This window comes from Pseudoalteromonas sp. P1-9 (assembly GCF_001399975.1).
Lineage (GTDB): Bacteria > Pseudomonadota > Gammaproteobacteria > Enterobacterales > Alteromonadaceae > Pseudoalteromonas.
In genome coordinates this window covers 43,961-57,596 of the sequence record NZ_LKBD01000032.1, presented here as the reverse complement: position 1 = coordinate 57,596, position 13,636 = coordinate 43,961, and the positions used below count along the sequence as shown (strand labels likewise).

Annotated in this window: 18 protein-coding genes and 1 pseudogene; 11 read left to right on the top strand and 8 right to left on the bottom strand. The window is 40.3% G+C overall.

All coding sequences use genetic code 11. The annotated features are described in order from the left end of the window. Positions 1 to 243: pseudogene (locus AN214_RS23050) on the top strand (hypothetical protein); the annotation flags it as partial. 104 nt (positions 244 to 347) lie between these two features. On the opposite strand, the gene AN214_RS16860 reads toward AN214_RS23050, so the two are convergent. Both AN214_RS16860 and AN214_RS16855 read right to left on the bottom strand, forming a co-directional pair. Then, on the bottom strand, positions 348 to 1,481 hold the full coding sequence (locus tag AN214_RS16860) for a PepSY domain-containing protein (RefSeq protein WP_054980791.1): 1,134 nt from the start codon (positions 1,479 to 1,481) through the stop codon (positions 348 to 350). A 479-nt stretch (positions 1,482 to 1,960) separates the two neighbouring features. Beyond that, positions 1,961 to 2,356 carry a VOC family protein gene (locus AN214_RS16855; protein WP_054980790.1) on the bottom strand — a complete coding sequence of 132 codons (396 nt, stop codon included), beginning with the start codon at positions 2,354 to 2,356 and terminating at the stop codon, positions 1,961 to 1,963. A gap of 15 nt (positions 2,357 to 2,371) precedes the next feature. Here AN214_RS16855 and AN214_RS16850 point away from each other — a divergent pair, with 15 nt between their 5' ends. Together AN214_RS16850 and AN214_RS16845 are read left to right on the top strand one after the other, a co-directional pair. Beyond that, positions 2,372 to 2,644 carry a ribbon-helix-helix domain-containing protein gene (locus AN214_RS16850; protein WP_010559441.1) on the top strand — a complete coding sequence of 91 codons (273 nt, stop codon included), beginning with the start codon at positions 2,372 to 2,374 and terminating at the stop codon, positions 2,642 to 2,644. Positions 2,645 to 2,778: 134 nt separating this feature from the next. Next, positions 2,779 to 3,057 (top strand): superinfection immunity protein, encoded by a 279-nt coding sequence (locus AN214_RS16845; RefSeq protein ID WP_054980789.1) that lies wholly within the window; start codon positions 2,779 to 2,781, stop codon positions 3,055 to 3,057. An 86-nt stretch (positions 3,058 to 3,143) separates the two neighbouring features. On the opposite strand, the gene AN214_RS16840 is transcribed toward AN214_RS16845, so the two are convergent. Together AN214_RS16840 and AN214_RS16835 are read right to left on the bottom strand one after the other, a co-directional pair. Continuing rightward, on the bottom strand, positions 3,144 to 3,719 hold the full coding sequence (locus tag AN214_RS16840) for an outer membrane beta-barrel protein (RefSeq protein WP_054980788.1): 576 nt from the start codon (positions 3,717 to 3,719) through the stop codon (positions 3,144 to 3,146). A 188-nt stretch (positions 3,720 to 3,907) separates the two neighbouring features. Continuing rightward, complete coding sequence (locus AN214_RS16835; RefSeq protein ID WP_054980787.1) at positions 3,908 to 4,987, bottom strand: endonuclease/exonuclease/phosphatase family protein; 1,080 nt, start codon at positions 4,985 to 4,987, stop codon at positions 3,908 to 3,910. 457 nt (positions 4,988 to 5,444) lie between these two features. Between AN214_RS16835 and AN214_RS16830 the strand changes: the two genes are divergently transcribed. The 3 genes from AN214_RS16830 to AN214_RS16820 are packed head-to-tail and all read left to right on the top strand — an operon-like array spanning position 5,445 to position 6,459. Continuing rightward, positions 5,445 to 5,762, top strand: a complete 318-nt coding sequence (locus tag AN214_RS16830; RefSeq protein ID WP_010559437.1) for a hypothetical protein — start codon at positions 5,445 to 5,447, stop codon at positions 5,760 to 5,762. Between the two features lie 15 nt (positions 5,763 to 5,777). Beyond that, entirely contained in the window at positions 5,778 to 6,203 is a 426-nt protein-coding gene (locus tag AN214_RS16825) for a hypothetical protein (protein ID WP_054980786.1), read from the top strand. A 1-nt stretch (position 6,204) separates the two neighbouring features. Beyond that, positions 6,205 to 6,459, top strand: coding sequence for a hypothetical protein (locus tag AN214_RS16820; RefSeq protein WP_054980785.1), 255 nt, complete (start codon positions 6,205 to 6,207; stop codon positions 6,457 to 6,459). Between the two features lie 10 nt (positions 6,460 to 6,469). Here AN214_RS16820 and AN214_RS16815 read toward each other — a convergent pair whose 3' ends face one another. Beyond that, complete coding sequence (locus AN214_RS16815; protein ID WP_054980784.1) at positions 6,470 to 6,907, bottom strand: MgtC/SapB family protein; 438 nt, start codon at positions 6,905 to 6,907, stop codon at positions 6,470 to 6,472. 323 nt (positions 6,908 to 7,230) lie between these two features. Between AN214_RS16815 and AN214_RS16810 the strand changes: the two genes are divergently transcribed. Continuing rightward, positions 7,231 to 8,526, top strand: a complete 1,296-nt coding sequence (locus AN214_RS16810) for a Glu/Leu/Phe/Val dehydrogenase (RefSeq protein WP_054980783.1) — start codon at positions 7,231 to 7,233, stop codon at positions 8,524 to 8,526. Positions 8,527 to 8,702: 176 nt separating this feature from the next. Further along, positions 8,703 to 9,392 (top strand): alpha/beta hydrolase, encoded by a 690-nt coding sequence (locus AN214_RS16805; RefSeq protein WP_054980782.1) that lies wholly within the window; start codon positions 8,703 to 8,705, stop codon positions 9,390 to 9,392. A 19-nt stretch (positions 9,393 to 9,411) separates the two neighbouring features. Here AN214_RS16805 and AN214_RS16800 read toward each other — a convergent pair whose 3' ends face one another. The 3 genes from AN214_RS16800 to AN214_RS16790 are packed head-to-tail and all read right to left on the bottom strand — an operon-like array spanning position 9,412 to position 11,166. Further along, a complete protein-coding gene (locus AN214_RS16800; RefSeq protein WP_054980781.1) occupies positions 9,412 to 9,873 on the bottom strand; it encodes a DUF3291 domain-containing protein in 462 nt (153 codons plus the stop codon). 33 nt (positions 9,874 to 9,906) lie between these two features. Continuing rightward, on the bottom strand, positions 9,907 to 10,278 hold the full coding sequence (locus AN214_RS16795) for a VOC family protein (protein ID WP_054980780.1): 372 nt from the start codon (positions 10,276 to 10,278) through the stop codon (positions 9,907 to 9,909). 57 nt (positions 10,279 to 10,335) lie between these two features. After that, a complete protein-coding gene (locus AN214_RS16790) occupies positions 10,336 to 11,166 on the bottom strand; it encodes a mechanosensitive ion channel family protein (protein WP_054980779.1) in 831 nt (276 codons plus the stop codon). 179 nt (positions 11,167 to 11,345) lie between these two features. Between AN214_RS16790 and AN214_RS16785 the strand changes: the two genes are divergently transcribed. The 3 genes from AN214_RS16785 to AN214_RS16775 all read left to right on the top strand — a co-directional run bounded on the left by AN214_RS16785 (position 11,346) and on the right by AN214_RS16775 (position 13,611). Beyond that, positions 11,346 to 11,672 (top strand): hypothetical protein, encoded by a 327-nt coding sequence (locus AN214_RS16785; protein ID WP_054980778.1) that lies wholly within the window; start codon positions 11,346 to 11,348, stop codon positions 11,670 to 11,672. 81 nt (positions 11,673 to 11,753) lie between these two features. After that, the gene (locus tag AN214_RS16780; protein ID WP_054980777.1) at positions 11,754 to 12,200 is read left to right on the top strand and encodes a YaiI/YqxD family protein; all 447 of its coding nucleotides are present in this window, start codon (positions 11,754 to 11,756) and stop codon (positions 12,198 to 12,200) included. A gap of 31 nt (positions 12,201 to 12,231) precedes the next feature. After that, complete coding sequence (locus AN214_RS16775) at positions 12,232 to 13,611, top strand: MATE family efflux transporter (RefSeq protein WP_082428610.1); 1,380 nt, start codon at positions 12,232 to 12,234, stop codon at positions 13,609 to 13,611. The last annotated feature ends 25 nt before the right edge of the window (positions 13,612 to 13,636 follow it).

Here is a 13,636-nt window from a genome sequence, read left to right as displayed (position 1 = left end):
CCGAACGGTTCTTTTGAGCGCACTTTTCTCATTGTTGCTCGATATTCGCTTAGATTACTAGGCCACACATCGAGCGCCGCGATAAAAGCTCGCTCAAGCAGAACAAAAATAGAACTGCAAAGGTCAACAGACCCTCTAACTGTACAAGAATTACTTGGTCATACTGACTTAAAAACCACAGAAATTTACACGCATGTTGTAGGTACGCGGTTTGGTAATACAAGAAGTCCTATTGATCGTTGAACATTAAAATGAAACCGCATGTTTATTTGTTTTGTGAAAGGATTTAATTAGTGAATGATAAATAAAGGCTAACACACACGTTAGCCTTTTTTAGTTTGATGATATTAAGCTGTTTCTAATGCTAGTTTTGCTTTGCGCACGCGATAGTTTTGCCAGCGGCGCCACGATAGCATGATCCCTGTATAAACGAGCAAACACGCTAATAATGAGGCGAGGCCTGCGATGGTTTGGCCGATAATGCCGTACGCTTCGCCTGTGTGTAAAAAGCGAATGTAACTGCGTGCTTTTCGATATGTTGATAAATCATCAAAGGTGAGCGTTTGTAATACAGCGCCAGTTTGTGTATCTACCGTTACCGTTAAGCGTTTTTGTGGCTCGCCACCTGTACCGGTATCAAGGCTAAACGCTATTTTATCCATAGGTTTAGTAGCAAGTGTAAACTGTGCACGTTGCCATTTTGGTGTGTGGTTAATTGCATTTTCAAATAGCACATTAAGCGATTTTGGCGTGCCGTTATTTAATGGCGACGCTTTTAGCTGCTCAACTTTCGCATCGTTTGATACCACTTTTTTTAAGGTGTTTCCCGGCAATTTAAAAGAGAAAAAGAAAGCTGTTGCAATGAGTACCGCAAGTACCGGCGCTAAATAAATACCGTACACATTATGCCATTGGTAGTCGCGCGCATTAGTGTTTGGGTAAGACTTAGCAAAAGTAAGTTTTTGTTTAAAAGCGCGTTTATTAAAGCGTTTTGGTAACCACAAATAAAGACCCGAAAGCACTAACACAAAGAAAATAATATTAGCGATGCCATTAACCCAGCGACCTGTCTCACTAAACTTACCATCAAGGGTTAGCCAGCGATGAAAAGCGCGTAATTTACGCATGAATGTTTTAGTTGCAAGCCCTGGTTCGTTAATGTGTTCACCATTGTATGGGTTTAAATAGGCAAGGGTTTTGCGGCCTTCTTTAATTTGAATAAAGGCGTTTTGTTCGTTTCTAATCGCAATACTTAACGGCTTTTTATGCTCTAAGGTACTGGCAATAGTATTTATTTGTTCAAGCGTAAGTTTTTGCGTGTTTGCAGAAGGTGCTTGGGGATAATCGTATTGCTCTGCGCTGTGAATAATTTGGCGTTCATAGGTAAGTAACGCACCGGTGGCCGACATTAAAAAAATAAATAGGGCAGCGATGCAACCAATAATTAGGTGAAGCCAAAAAAAGGCTTTTCTTATATTCATACTTTATTGCTCATAATAACGGTAGCGGCGAGCTATGCTTTTGTAACTCGTTGCTTTACATATTTGATTGACAGACCAAATGTGCTTTAAACGCTTCAGTGAGGCAAAATGTCGCGGACAAGCAGTACTTTTAAGTTAGCCGTTTAATTTTGCTTTAAGTAAACGTTATTTTCTTTAAAGGTTGCGGGCATTCTAAGCAAATAGCAATAAAATTGGAATAGTTAATGATAATAATTATTGTTAATTTTGCACCATGGAAACTATTACCTTAAACGTTCCCATTCTAGACTAAATATTTGTTTTATAATTAAATGTATTAACTGGTTAGCGTTTTATGAAAGCGATAAATATTGTTGCATGTAGAATTAAGTACGCTGGCAAAAGTGAAATGTGAGTTAATACGCAAAATGGCGATTTTGCGTATGAGAAGACGCGAACACAGCGTAAGTATTTGTTTTACAATGTATTCGCATTGTGATCTAGTTAAACGTATCTGAACGCTCAATTACTTCAATCGCGTAACCGTCTGGATCGTTGATGAAAAAGAATTTCGCAACGAGTGAATCACCGTTATAAAACTCTTTAACGTCTTTTGGTTGATAACCAAGAGAAACTGCTTTTTGATGTATTGCCTCTATATTTTCAGCACTTACTGCAAGGTGGCCGTAACCGTTACCCAAATCATACTGTGCTTTTTGGTCAAAATTTACTGTTAGTTCAAGTTCAAAGTCTGACTCTTCATTACCTAAGTAAATTAAGCAAAAGCTATCGAAAGTAATCCGACGTTTTTCTGTTAAGTTAAGTATGTTTTGATAGAATCGCAGTGACTTTGATTCGTCTACTACGCGGATCATACTGTGAATCATTTTTGCCATTGTTAGGAATACCTTATGTGTGAATTATATGCTCAAGAGCCGCAGACATCTTACGATAGCACCAAGCGTTCAATACGCATTCAGGGGGTGGTGACAAGTATTTCGCTAGAAAATAAAATCTGGCAAATTCTTGAGCGTATAGCAGCCGATGAAAAAGTAACAGTGCCGGAGTTTATTTCCACCTTGTATCAAGAAGTAATTGAACGTCATGGCAGTGTTAAAAATCTCGCATCAATGCTGCGTGTAACGTGTTTAACCTATGCGCTAAATAGTAAACCACTTGGTTAATTAACGGGTAGTATCTAGGTACTACATTGGTTGTTAACCATTAATCACCACATTTTGCCGCTTAGCATTTTTTGCCAAGTTATTTCTCATAGGCAAGTAGTCTGGCCCCAGTTACTTTTATTGAGAATACGATTATGGAAACACTTACTTTTTTTGAAGATCTTTTTGCCAACGCAGATCCGGTGTTTATATTAGCTGTTGCATTAGCAAGCTTAGTTTTATGGTTTTTACCGGCAGTTCTCGCGTTTTTCTTTAATCGCAAACATGCAAAATTAATCGCAGCCGCATGTGTGCCAGCGGGTTTTTCACTCATTGCGTGGTCAGGCCTGATGATTTGGGCTGTCACCGGTAAAAGTGTTGAAAAAGCGGTGACTAAATCGCGCAAACCAGTGTCATCAAGCGAAGCCAGCTAATATAAAACGCCCTTTTTACAGCGTTAGCAGTAGAAAGGGCGAAAATATTAAATTTAATCAGCGGCTGTTAGCGCTGATTTTATTGATTAAAAGGTGTATTGCACCGAAAGACTTGCGTAGTCTACTTCACCATTAAACTTATCTACATTTGAAAAAATCCCAATTTCATCATCTTCAAATTCAAAGTCGTAGCGAGTGTAATCTAGATTAAGTTGCCAGTTTTTTGAAATCGCAAATGATGCACCAGCGCCGTAAAATAGCTCATTGCCATCAAGTGAGAGGGTATTATCAAAGCCATTTAAGTCGGCATCCCACCAATAATTACCGCCTTTTACGAACAGTGTTATACGCTCAGTAACCGGTAAACCAAGCTTAAGCCCAAGCGTATAGCCATCGAGTTTGGTGTTAAAGTTATCGTTACCAAACTTACCAAAATCCAAGTAACCCGCTTCTAAACTGATCATTTGATTAAACTGAGTACCAATAAATACATTGTAAGCGTCGTCATCATCATCAAAATCATCGTCACCGCTGGCGCTTATTAATCCATAACCACCACCCACATAAACACCGCGATGATCTACATCAGCCTCTTCTTTGGCGATGGCCGGTGCTACTAAAATTGACGATAAAATTAATGATAATAATGATGTGCTTTTCATAGTAAATCCTTGTTAATGTTAAACTTTTAAAGTCAATCTAAGGCAGCAAACAGTGTTCCAATAATTTTTTATTTAAAATTCATTGAGTTATGGTTTTGGTCTGGAACTTTTACGTACTTACTTTTGTAGCAACAACACAGGGTATGAATATTTTACAGACTGAAAGTCTGCAATAACAATAAGTTAAATTACGGCTTATTAGGTTTGGGTACATCTTGGATATTTACGCCCTCTTGTTGCATTAGGCGCTCCGCGGCTTTTTGATCCTCTTTATCTGCATCAACATGACTGTCTTGCGATGTTGCTTCATATACTAAGGTTGTTAGTAACGGAAAATGGTCAGAGCCAATGGATGGCAAACGGGTGATTTTATGTAAGGTAAAGTGCTCGCTATGAAACACATGATCTAAAGGCCAACGGGCAAACCAATACTTGGTGTGGAATGTATTAAACATGCCTCGGCCAATTCTTGGATCAAGTAACCCACTTATCTTTCTAAATAGCCGAGTTGTATAAGACCAAGCCACGTCGTTAAGATCGCCTGAAACCAAAATTGGTTGGTTTGATTTTGCTATTTTTTTTGCCACCACAATTAGCTCAGCATCACGCTCAGATGAATAGGTATTTTCCGAAGGGCTTGGCGGTGCAGGATGCAAAAAGTGAGCTTGCAGTTTAACCCCATTTTTTAGTGTAACCGATGCGTGAATTGATGGTACGTATTGTTCAACTAAAAATTCGATGCGTTCATCACCTATGGGTAATGCTGAGAAAACATGCATACCATAAAGGTTATCTAGTGGGCAGTTGACGTGGTAGGGGTAGCGTTTTGTTATACCTTTGAGTGCATCCTCCCACCACCTATCGGATTCTAGCGTAACAATAATGTCGGGCTTATGTGTTTTTATGAGTTGAATAAGTGCTTTTGCGTTGCGGTTTGTCATTAATACGTTTGTATTGAGAATGGTAATTTCATCAAATGATCTGTGTCCAGAAGCTGCTTTGACTTCTTTTGGCCAGCAACGGGTATAAGGCAATATCCACAACAAGTGCCAAATTATCGCGCAGAGTGTTAAAACAGGTAGTACGTAAAATATGTTGGGCTTATCAACCAATATGAATATTTGCCATATCAGTAAACTTATCCCAAGCGCACACAACTGAACCCTTGGAAAATCAAATACCCTAATTACCCAATGCGACTTTCGCACTATAGGAATTAACGTTGCTGCTATAAATAAAACCGTTAGCGTAATAAGTGTCGCAATCATTGAAATTCCTTATTTAAGTGGCGCGCTTTAGTGATGACTCAGTACAGACTCATTGCACTACAAGTTAGCTGATAGCCCTAACTTCGCGCATTTTTATATTTTAAAGATGGGTAACACGTTCTAACTAATCAATTGTTGTGCCACTGTACATTTATCCGTAGCAATTCACTTGTTATGACGTTTAGTGTTGTTTTAACGCCTTATAACTTAACAAGAAATAAGTTTTAGGCAGAAAGGCACAAGTACTTGTTGCAGGCGGTATTACGCGTTTGAAACGTAATCCTTGCACAGTGGTTTGAAAAATTTACCAGTAGATATGTAAAAGATTCACATAAGTTATCACTAAATAGCACGAAAAATATTTAAGTTGTTGATTATATTGTAATTAAAAGTTGGTTTTATTGTTGCATCAAGTCTAAGCAAGATATTTTTACACGACAAAAGAAGGAAACTTGTAATGGCTACATCTAATCAAAATGCATCGAATTCAAAAGCTAAGCAAAACGCATCAAATGGTCATCCGATTGCCGATAAATTGAATAGCTCTATGCATGATTCAGTCGATACCATCACTGAAAAAGTTGGTACAGCGGAAGAAACGCTGCGCGAAACCGCGCATTCAAGCTCAGAAACCCTATCTCAAAAGCAGCAGGAAATGAAAGCTAAGTGGGAAAAGTCAGCCGTTAAAAAATACGCAGTAGAAAACCCAGTAGCAACAGCAGGTATTGCATTTTCACTCGGTATGTTGGTGTCTGCAATTATTAAACGTAAATAATATAGGTTTAAGACGATGGACAACATGGGTCCCGAGCAGGGCGGTTTTAACAATCAAAGCGAGCCAAATCAGCAGCCTGAAAACGAGGCGAAGCTGGCGCAAACATTCGAAAGCGTAACAGCATTGCTTGAAAGTAAAATTGCCAAGCTCATCACGTCAAAAAACTTAGTAGCGGCTGAGGCTAAAGTTAGCCTCAGCGCTGCGCTACTCTCATTCGCGATTTGTTTAACACTGGTCGTGATTGTGAGTGTAATTTGGCTCTTGCTTAATGCAGTGGTTGGACTAACTTTCTATAAAATGTATCCCAGTTTAGCCTTGGTAATTGGCAGCTTGTTACTTTTTAACAGTGCATTAGCGGTATGGCTATTTATTCAGCTTAAGCGTATATGGCATCGCGTGGGGTTTAAAGCGAGTGCGTCTTTACTTTTAAACGGAGACTAACATGGAGTTTTTACTTAAAGATGATCTGAACCAACTTGAAAAAGCAAAAGCCGAATACCTCGCGGTAAAGGCGTTTGATGACTACAACACACAAGTTGCAAAAACGAATGTGAAATCGATTTTATCGTCAAAAGAAGGGCTTATGGCATCTTTTGGGGCGGGGTTTGTAAAAGGGTTAATGGATAACCCTGATAACCAAAAATGCGGTTCATCCCATTCTGATCTAATTAAAATTATCAGCTTATTAGTAAAGTAATGGGATGTTGTTATTTTGCTTTTTCTTTAGGCTTGAGTACTTCAGAGAATTGAAAGATTAAAAAGCCAATAAACGATAGAACAATACTAATTTCATAGCGGCTGTACGCTACAGATACGCCAATTGCACCTGTATTCCAAAGTCCAGCTGCGGTAGCTGTGCCTTTTACGCTGTCTTTATCCCTGAAAATAGCTCCGCCGCCAATAAATCCCATACCTGTGATAATGCCATACATTACCCTTGCTTCGGCATCAGAACCTTCAAACACGTTTATACCGACGAGCATAAATGCGCATGAGGCAATGGTAACCAGTGGAAATGTTCTAAGGCCAGCGCCGTTTTCCCTTGACTCTCGGTTTAATGCAATCGGCAATGACAGCAAAAAAGCAATACCAAGTTGCTTGAAGTGAAACATTATTAAGGTGAAATCTAAGTCTATCTCGAACATCCGTTTCTCTTTTTTAAAATACGGCTAAAACACAGTGTACGCAGGCAAACTGATCGTCACGTTTAAAAGCAGTGTATTGAAGTGAGTGTGTAATAAAACCAAACACTTATATAAATACGCTGCGTGTCTAAAATGACCATCGTTTTAAATAGTGTAACGCAACTTATTAATGAAAGTCGATTGGCAACGATGTGATGCGTTTAACCACATGCGTTGTTACTGTTACCCTAAAGTAGCCTAGACTGTATAGGTCAAAACGCTCTATATTTTAGACAATTAAGATAATGACTGTTTATTGAAGTGTTCATAATTAAGGATAGTGTATGAGTAATTCTGTATTAGTAAGTGCGATAGAGCGCTTACAACGAATTGGCGAGCAAGCAAATACCTCAAAGCAAGTGATTGAAGCACTGAGTCACCCACACGCCACATTAGCGTGTAATTTACCCGTACGTTTAGACAGTGGCCGTTTAGCTTATTTTAAAGGCTATCGTTGTCGCTATAACGATATCTTAGGCCCGTGCAAAGGCGGTATTCGCTTTCACCAAGCGGTGAATCAAGATGAAGTAGAAGCCCTCGCGTTTTGGATGACACTAAAATGCGCTGTGGTGGGATTACCACTGGGTGGTGGCAAAGGCGGTGTTACGGTGAACCCGAAAACGCTATCACCAATGGAGCTTGAACGATTATCGCGTGCGTATGTGCGTGCGATGGCCGATTTTATTGGCCCCGATACCGATATTCCAGCACCCGATGTTTACACCAACGCGCGCATTATGGGTTGGATGATGGACGAATATGAAAAAATAACGCGCAGTAAAGCCCCTGCGGTGATCACCGGAAAACCGATATCGTTAGGCGGTAGTTTAGGACGCGAAAGTGCAACAGGTCGTGGGGCGTTTATTTGTACGCAAATGTTGGTAAAAAAACTGGGCTTAAACCCACAAGAGCTCACTGTGGCAATACAAGGTTTTGGTAACGGTGGTTACCACTGCGCCAAATTGCTGCAGCAAGCTGGCTTTAATATCGTTGCTGTAAGCGATTCGCAAGGGGGGATCTATCGAGAACAAGGACTGGATGTCGATAGTATTTTCCAAGAAAAGCAGCGCAGCAAAAAACTCTCTGCTGTGTACTGCGAACAATCGGTGTGCGAAGTGCAAGAGTTTAAACACATTAGCAATCAAGAACTGCTTACTTTAGATGTTGATATTTTGATCCCTGCAGCGCTCGATAGTGTGATCACCCGTGATAATGCCAATGATGTGCGCGCTAAGTACATTGTTGAAATTGCAAATGGTCCCGTTGAAAGCGAGGCGGATAGTGTTTTGCAGCAAAATAACGTAACAGTGGTGCCGGATATTTTGGCAAATGCTGGTGGTGTTATTGTAAGTTATTTTGAATGGCTGCAAAACAGACAAGGCGAGCAATGGTCACTCAATATAGTAGAAGAAAAGCTGCATCAAAAGCTTGAAAAAGCGTTTGAAAATGCTTGGCAAATCTATCAAGAAAAAGACATTACACTGCGCGACAGTGTATATAACGTAGCGTTGCGTGCTTTAACCGAAGCCATTGAAGCGCACGGCACCACCGATTACTTTAATGCACAATCGAAACGTTAATAATCGTTTTGGCTATTAAGTTGAATTAGTTAAGCGCGATTCACAATCGCGCTTTTTACACTTAAGTATGTATCACTTTTTTGTCTTGTTTCGTTTTCTTACAAATTGGCGATATACAAACAGCTTTTGTATTAATAAACTAAGCGCATAATTTATATAATAAAAATAAACTCTATATGCAGCTTTTTCCTCGTTTAAATGCCTTTTCTTTGGTTCTTTGTGCACTTCTTTCAAGTTTTGTAAATGCCGCTGAGATTGTCGAAAAGTTACCTGAGCAATATGAACCAAGCGATAAATTTGTTTTCTACTCCCATGGTTATATTGTTGAAGGAGACAACCCAACGCCCGTTGAAGTGAAAAATGGTTGGGGTTTGTATGATTTTCCAAAGGTAAAGCAAGCGCTTGCTGATGATCGCTATACGTTAGTTGCGGTTCATCGTAAAAAGAACACAGATCCATTTGAATATGCAAAAGCGCAAAGCGCGACGATTAGAAACATGATTAACAATGGGGTGCCCGCCAACAACATTACCTTGATTGGTTTTTCGCGTGGCGCGTTTATTACGGGATTAATATCAAACCACCTAGCTGATTTTGGCGTAAATACTGTATTACTAGCAGGTTGCGGCCGTTTAATCTCAAGCAAGCTTGATGATATAAAAGTGTATGGGCATGTTTTATCAGTTTATGAAAAAACCGATAAATCAAATACCTGCAAAAAGTTAAAAGACAAAAGTGGGCAGGTACAATCATTTAAAGAAGTAGCGATAAACACCGGTTTGTCGCATGGCGCGTTTTACCGTCCATTGCCACAGTGGGTTCTGCCGGTAAAAACGTGGATGAAAGAGAAAATGGATATTCGCTAAATTGCGCTGAGTGCAGCAATTAGCTGGTGGTTTCTTCGCTTAAATCGCGCGGTGTAAAGTTTGCTTTAAAGCTGAATGCATAAGGTGTATCACCGTGCTCACGAAGATGGTTTAGTCGTGATATCGCTTCACTTAGCGATGGAATATGGCCTTCTTCTACCCACCAAAGCACGTAATTATCTTCATTTAGCTTTTCAAACCACTCGTTTTTCCTGCGCATGAAGTCACGATGGTTGGTTCTAAACATAAAGTTTTTCAGGCTATCGACATTTTGCCAAACCGACATATTAACCAACATATTAGGGTTTTCAAAAGCTTGAATACTGGTTGCATCGCCAGAATCATCTTTAAGGCGCCATACAAAACCATCGGTTTTTTCAGCGAGTGAATTTACTTTATCTAGGTTATCAACAAAGTCTTTAATTTCTGGGGTATCAAGAGCGTATTTTGCAAGCGCGATATTAAGTTGAGCTAATTGCATCGTTATCCTTAGTTCGTCGTAACGGTATAAATATTAGTTTTTAACACGCCACGGCGGGTTTAAACGGTTTTCTCCTGCCCAATAAAGCTTGATTTTATTGCCTGAAGGGTCAAATAACACGGCTTCTCGCCACAGGTATCTTTCATCAGTTGGTAGCTGGGAAAATATAACGCCTTTTTCTTGTAAGTCAGCAACCCAGTTATCGAGCTGTGCATGTTCAAAATAAATCGTGGCGCCATTAACGGCATTTTCTTCAAGTGACAGCGAAAATGTTGAATCGCCCTCTGGGCAGGCAAAACGCGCATAATGGGGTGTGTCGACAATAAGTTCAAAACCGAGCGTTTGGTAAAACCTAACGGCATCACTCATTTGCGTTACCGGTAATGTTACTTGGTTTAAGTTCATTTAAATCCTTAAAACTAAACTGTAGGCATGCGTTTTAAAGGCATGCCTATACGTTATTTATTTGTTCTCATTAACTAAAATAACTTTACGGTGCGGGAATGGAATTTCAATATTGGCATCATCAAGCGCTTTTTTAATTTGCTCGGGTACCGAATACAAAATATCGAAATAATGTTCACCGGAACAAAACGGACGTACTAAGAAATCGACCGAACTATTGTTGAGGGTTTCAACTTCAACAAAAGGCTTAGGGTCATTCAAAATATGTGGGTGCGCGTCTAATACCTTATTAATAACTGTGCGAGCAGCGTCGATGTTCTCGTCATAGGCGATGCCAAAACGCATATCAACACCCCGTATCTCATGGTGAGAGTGATTGACAATTTTATTGCCCCAAATATCGCTATTAGGAATGATAATACGCTGGTTATCAAAGGTTTGTAAAATGGTGGTAAACATGTCTATTTCAGCCACTTTGCCAAATTGGTCGCCCGTTTCAATAAAATCATCCACTTTATACGGTCTAAATATAAGCAGCATTACACCCGCAGCAAGGTTCGATAACGTGCCCTGAAGTGCCAAACCAACCGCAAGCCCAGCGGCACCTAGCAGTGCAATTATAGAGGCTGTTTGCACACCAAAACGGTTTAACACCGCAATACCGACAAATGCCAAAATGGTGTATTTGGCTACACTGCCAAAAAACTTAAACAAGGTATCGTCTAGTTGTGCATGACGATTAGAGATTTTGATGATAGCTTTATTTACTTTGCCGGCAAGCCAAATACCAATAATTAAAATGGCGAAGGCAAGTAATAAGTTAGTTGCCCAATCAAGTGCCGTTGGCAAGTATTGATTGAGGTCGAGCTGAGCGATAAATTCTTCCATTTTTTGTTAACCCAACGTTAAAAACTATACACTAGGCTATCTTAAACTGTGCTTCAAGAGCCATAGCTATAATTTATACACATAGAAAGTTTATTAAACATTAACTTGCGGTTTGCGGTGTTACATCACATAGTTTGTAAAGTAGTTTTATTCTATGTTGCGTGTTTAAAGGAAGAGGTATGTCCTATTTGAAATTAGCAATACGCTTTCGTTTAGAGCCTGGGTGTTTAGGGCCAACGGGTACTGATTACATTGAAGATTTTTGCCGATTGATAAATCGGGTTGATTTTACCTATCCGTTTGTCACCCTTGATGTGATCCCTCGCTATGATAAAACCTTGCCTGAATGGGAGTTTTTACTGAACGGTAAGTTAATTTCAGAAGAGCAAGCCGAACGTGTGTTAAGCGTAAATGGCTTTACTGTCGACAGCATGGAAGAGCAGGTGGAACAATTCCTGACCTTAAAAGTAGAGCAGTTTATGTTGTCGCTTAAAAATAAGCGTTAACACATTTCGCCGTTAAGAATCACTCGCATTCAGTTAGTCGCTTCCGTATACTGCATTTTTATTTAAGAGCCTAGGAACTTTATGAATATCTGGGTCGATGCAGATGCATGCCCTGTTGCAATTAAAGAGATTTTATTTCGTGCAGCAGAGCGTACACAGATCAACACAACCTTTATTGCTAACCATAGTTTCCGCATTCCACCGTCTCGTTTTATCAAGCGATTACAGGTCGAAAAAGGTTTTGATGTTGCCGATAATGAAATTGCTAAACGTGTAGTCGCGGGCGATTTAGTGATTACACAAGATATTCCACTCGCCGATGAAGTGATCACTAAAGAAGCGATTGCGCTCACCCCGCGCGGCGAGTTATTAACCGCAAGTAACATTAAAGCGCGTTTAAATATGCGTGATTTTTTTGATACTTTGCGTGCCAGTGGCGTTGAAACAGGTGGCCCGAGCGCGTTATCAAACACTGATAAAAAAGCCTTTGCTGATGAGCTCGATAAAGCGCTTGCAAGGCTCGGTTAGCCTTATTATTTAAAAGGAAAGTTGCGCAGTTATGCACGATCTTACGAAAGGAAGCATTCCAAAACACATAATTTCAATGGCAGTGCCAATCGCCATTGGTCTGCTTATTCAAACGCTGTATTTCTTAGTTGATTTGTATTTTGTTGGTCAACTAGGCAGTGCCGCGATTGCCGCTGTGAGTAATGCATCAAGTTTGTTTTTCTTTGTTATGGCATTAACGCAAGTACTCAATATTGGTTGTGCAACACTAGTATCGCATGCGGTCGGGCGCAAAAAACAGCGCCAAGCCAGTCACGTATTTAATCAAACGTTAGCGCTTGCCAATTGGGCAACCCTGTTTTGCGCAGCGATAGGCTACGCATTTGGTCACGTATTTTTTGCGTTTATGACCGCCGACATTGCTACACAAGCATTAGCCGAGAGTTACTTTTATTGGTTTTTACCGTCGTTACTGCTGCAGTTTGTATTTACCGCATTAAGTGCTGCGCTGCGCGGGACTGGTATTGTAAAACCGGTTATGTCGATTTCGGTGATTGGTATTATCGCTAACATTATTCTATCGCCTATTCTGATAACGGGGTGGGGGCTTGGCATTGAGCTCGGTGTCGTTGGTGCGGGTCTGGCGAGCAGTATTTCAATGTTGCTATCGTTTGTGCTTTTGGTGCGTTATTTCAATAAACAAGAGCAATATCTTCAAGTGCGCTGGTTATCGTTTGCGTTAAAAGCGAAAACGATACGCAAAGTACTTAATATTGGTTTACCGTCGGGCGGTGAATTTTTACTGACCTTCTTGTATATATCGTTGATTTATTGGGCGCTTAGTCGTGTATCTGCTGAAGCACAAGCCGGCTTTGGTTTAGGTGGGCGTATTATGCAATCGCTATTTTTACCGGTTATAGCCATTGCCTTTGCCGCGCCTGCCATCGCTGGACAAAACTTCGCAGCGCGGAAAATCTCACGCGTATACGAAACCTTTCACATCACCGCGTTTTTAACGTGCTCATTAATGGGTATGTTAATGGTACTGTGTTTATGGGTACCGGAGCTATTTGTCACCGGTTTTAGTGACAATGCCAACGTGGTGTTAGTTGCAGCTACGTTCTTGAGTTTTGTTGGCCTTAATTTTGTTCCTGCTGGCTATGTATTTGCCATTTCAGGCATGTTTCAAGCGCTTGGAAATACGTGGCCCGCGTTACTGAGCACCTTTGTGCGTTTGTCACTGTTTGCGGTTTCAGTTATTTATTTAGTGAATCAAGACGACTTTTACATTGAACAAATTTGGTATTGTTCAATTGTTACTGTGTTTATTCAAGCTTTGGTCAGCCACCTGTTAATTCGTCGTGAATTTAATAAAAAGCTGGTTAAAGCGCCAAGTAACACGCCAGAGCAAACTTGCGCCGTGGCAAAATAAATCAGTGGTATAGCTGAAAGAGTAT

What these genes read in the sequence shown, in the direction of transcription:
- AN214_RS16825 (WP_054980786.1), top strand. Translation starts at nt 5,778, where the DNA reads ATGGACAACATGGGTCCCGAGCAGGGCGGTTTTAACAATCAAAGCGAG.
- AN214_RS16800 (WP_054980781.1), bottom strand. Translation starts at nt 9,873, where the DNA reads ATGCAATTAGCTCAACTTAATATCGCGCTTGCAAAATACGCTCTTGAT.
- AN214_RS16790 (WP_054980779.1), bottom strand. Translation starts at nt 11,166, where the DNA reads ATGGAAGAATTTATCGCTCAGCTCGACCTCAATCAATACTTGCCAACG.
- AN214_RS16775 (WP_082428610.1), top strand. Translation starts at nt 12,232, where the DNA reads ATGCACGATCTTACGAAAGGAAGCATTCCAAAACACATAATTTCAATG.
- AN214_RS16860 (WP_054980791.1), bottom strand. Translation starts at nt 1,481, where the DNA reads ATGAATATAAGAAAAGCCTTTTTTTGGCTTCACCTAATTATTGGTTGC.
- AN214_RS16835 (WP_054980787.1), bottom strand. Translation starts at nt 4,987, where the DNA reads ATGATTGCGACACTTATTACGCTAACGGTTTTATTTATAGCAGCAACG.
- AN214_RS16810 (WP_054980783.1), top strand. Translation starts at nt 7,231, where the DNA reads ATGAGTAATTCTGTATTAGTAAGTGCGATAGAGCGCTTACAACGAATT.
- AN214_RS16805 (WP_054980782.1), top strand. Translation starts at nt 8,703, where the DNA reads ATGCAGCTTTTTCCTCGTTTAAATGCCTTTTCTTTGGTTCTTTGTGCA.
- AN214_RS16795 (WP_054980780.1), bottom strand. Translation starts at nt 10,278, where the DNA reads ATGAACTTAAACCAAGTAACATTACCGGTAACGCAAATGAGTGATGCC.
- AN214_RS16845 (WP_054980789.1), top strand. Translation starts at nt 2,779, where the DNA reads ATGGAAACACTTACTTTTTTTGAAGATCTTTTTGCCAACGCAGATCCG.
- AN214_RS16840 (WP_054980788.1), bottom strand. Translation starts at nt 3,719, where the DNA reads ATGAAAAGCACATCATTATTATCATTAATTTTATCGTCAATTTTAGTA.
- AN214_RS16855 (WP_054980790.1), bottom strand. Translation starts at nt 2,356, where the DNA reads ATGGCAAAAATGATTCACAGTATGATCCGCGTAGTAGACGAATCAAAG.
- AN214_RS16850 (WP_010559441.1), top strand. Translation starts at nt 2,372, where the DNA reads ATGTGTGAATTATATGCTCAAGAGCCGCAGACATCTTACGATAGCACC.
- AN214_RS16830 (WP_010559437.1), top strand. Translation starts at nt 5,445, where the DNA reads ATGGCTACATCTAATCAAAATGCATCGAATTCAAAAGCTAAGCAAAAC.
- AN214_RS16815 (WP_054980784.1), bottom strand. Translation starts at nt 6,907, where the DNA reads ATGTTCGAGATAGACTTAGATTTCACCTTAATAATGTTTCACTTCAAG.
- AN214_RS16785 (WP_054980778.1), top strand. Translation starts at nt 11,346, where the DNA reads ATGTCCTATTTGAAATTAGCAATACGCTTTCGTTTAGAGCCTGGGTGT.
- AN214_RS16780 (WP_054980777.1), top strand. Translation starts at nt 11,754, where the DNA reads ATGAATATCTGGGTCGATGCAGATGCATGCCCTGTTGCAATTAAAGAG.
- AN214_RS16820 (WP_054980785.1), top strand. Translation starts at nt 6,205, where the DNA reads ATGGAGTTTTTACTTAAAGATGATCTGAACCAACTTGAAAAAGCAAAA.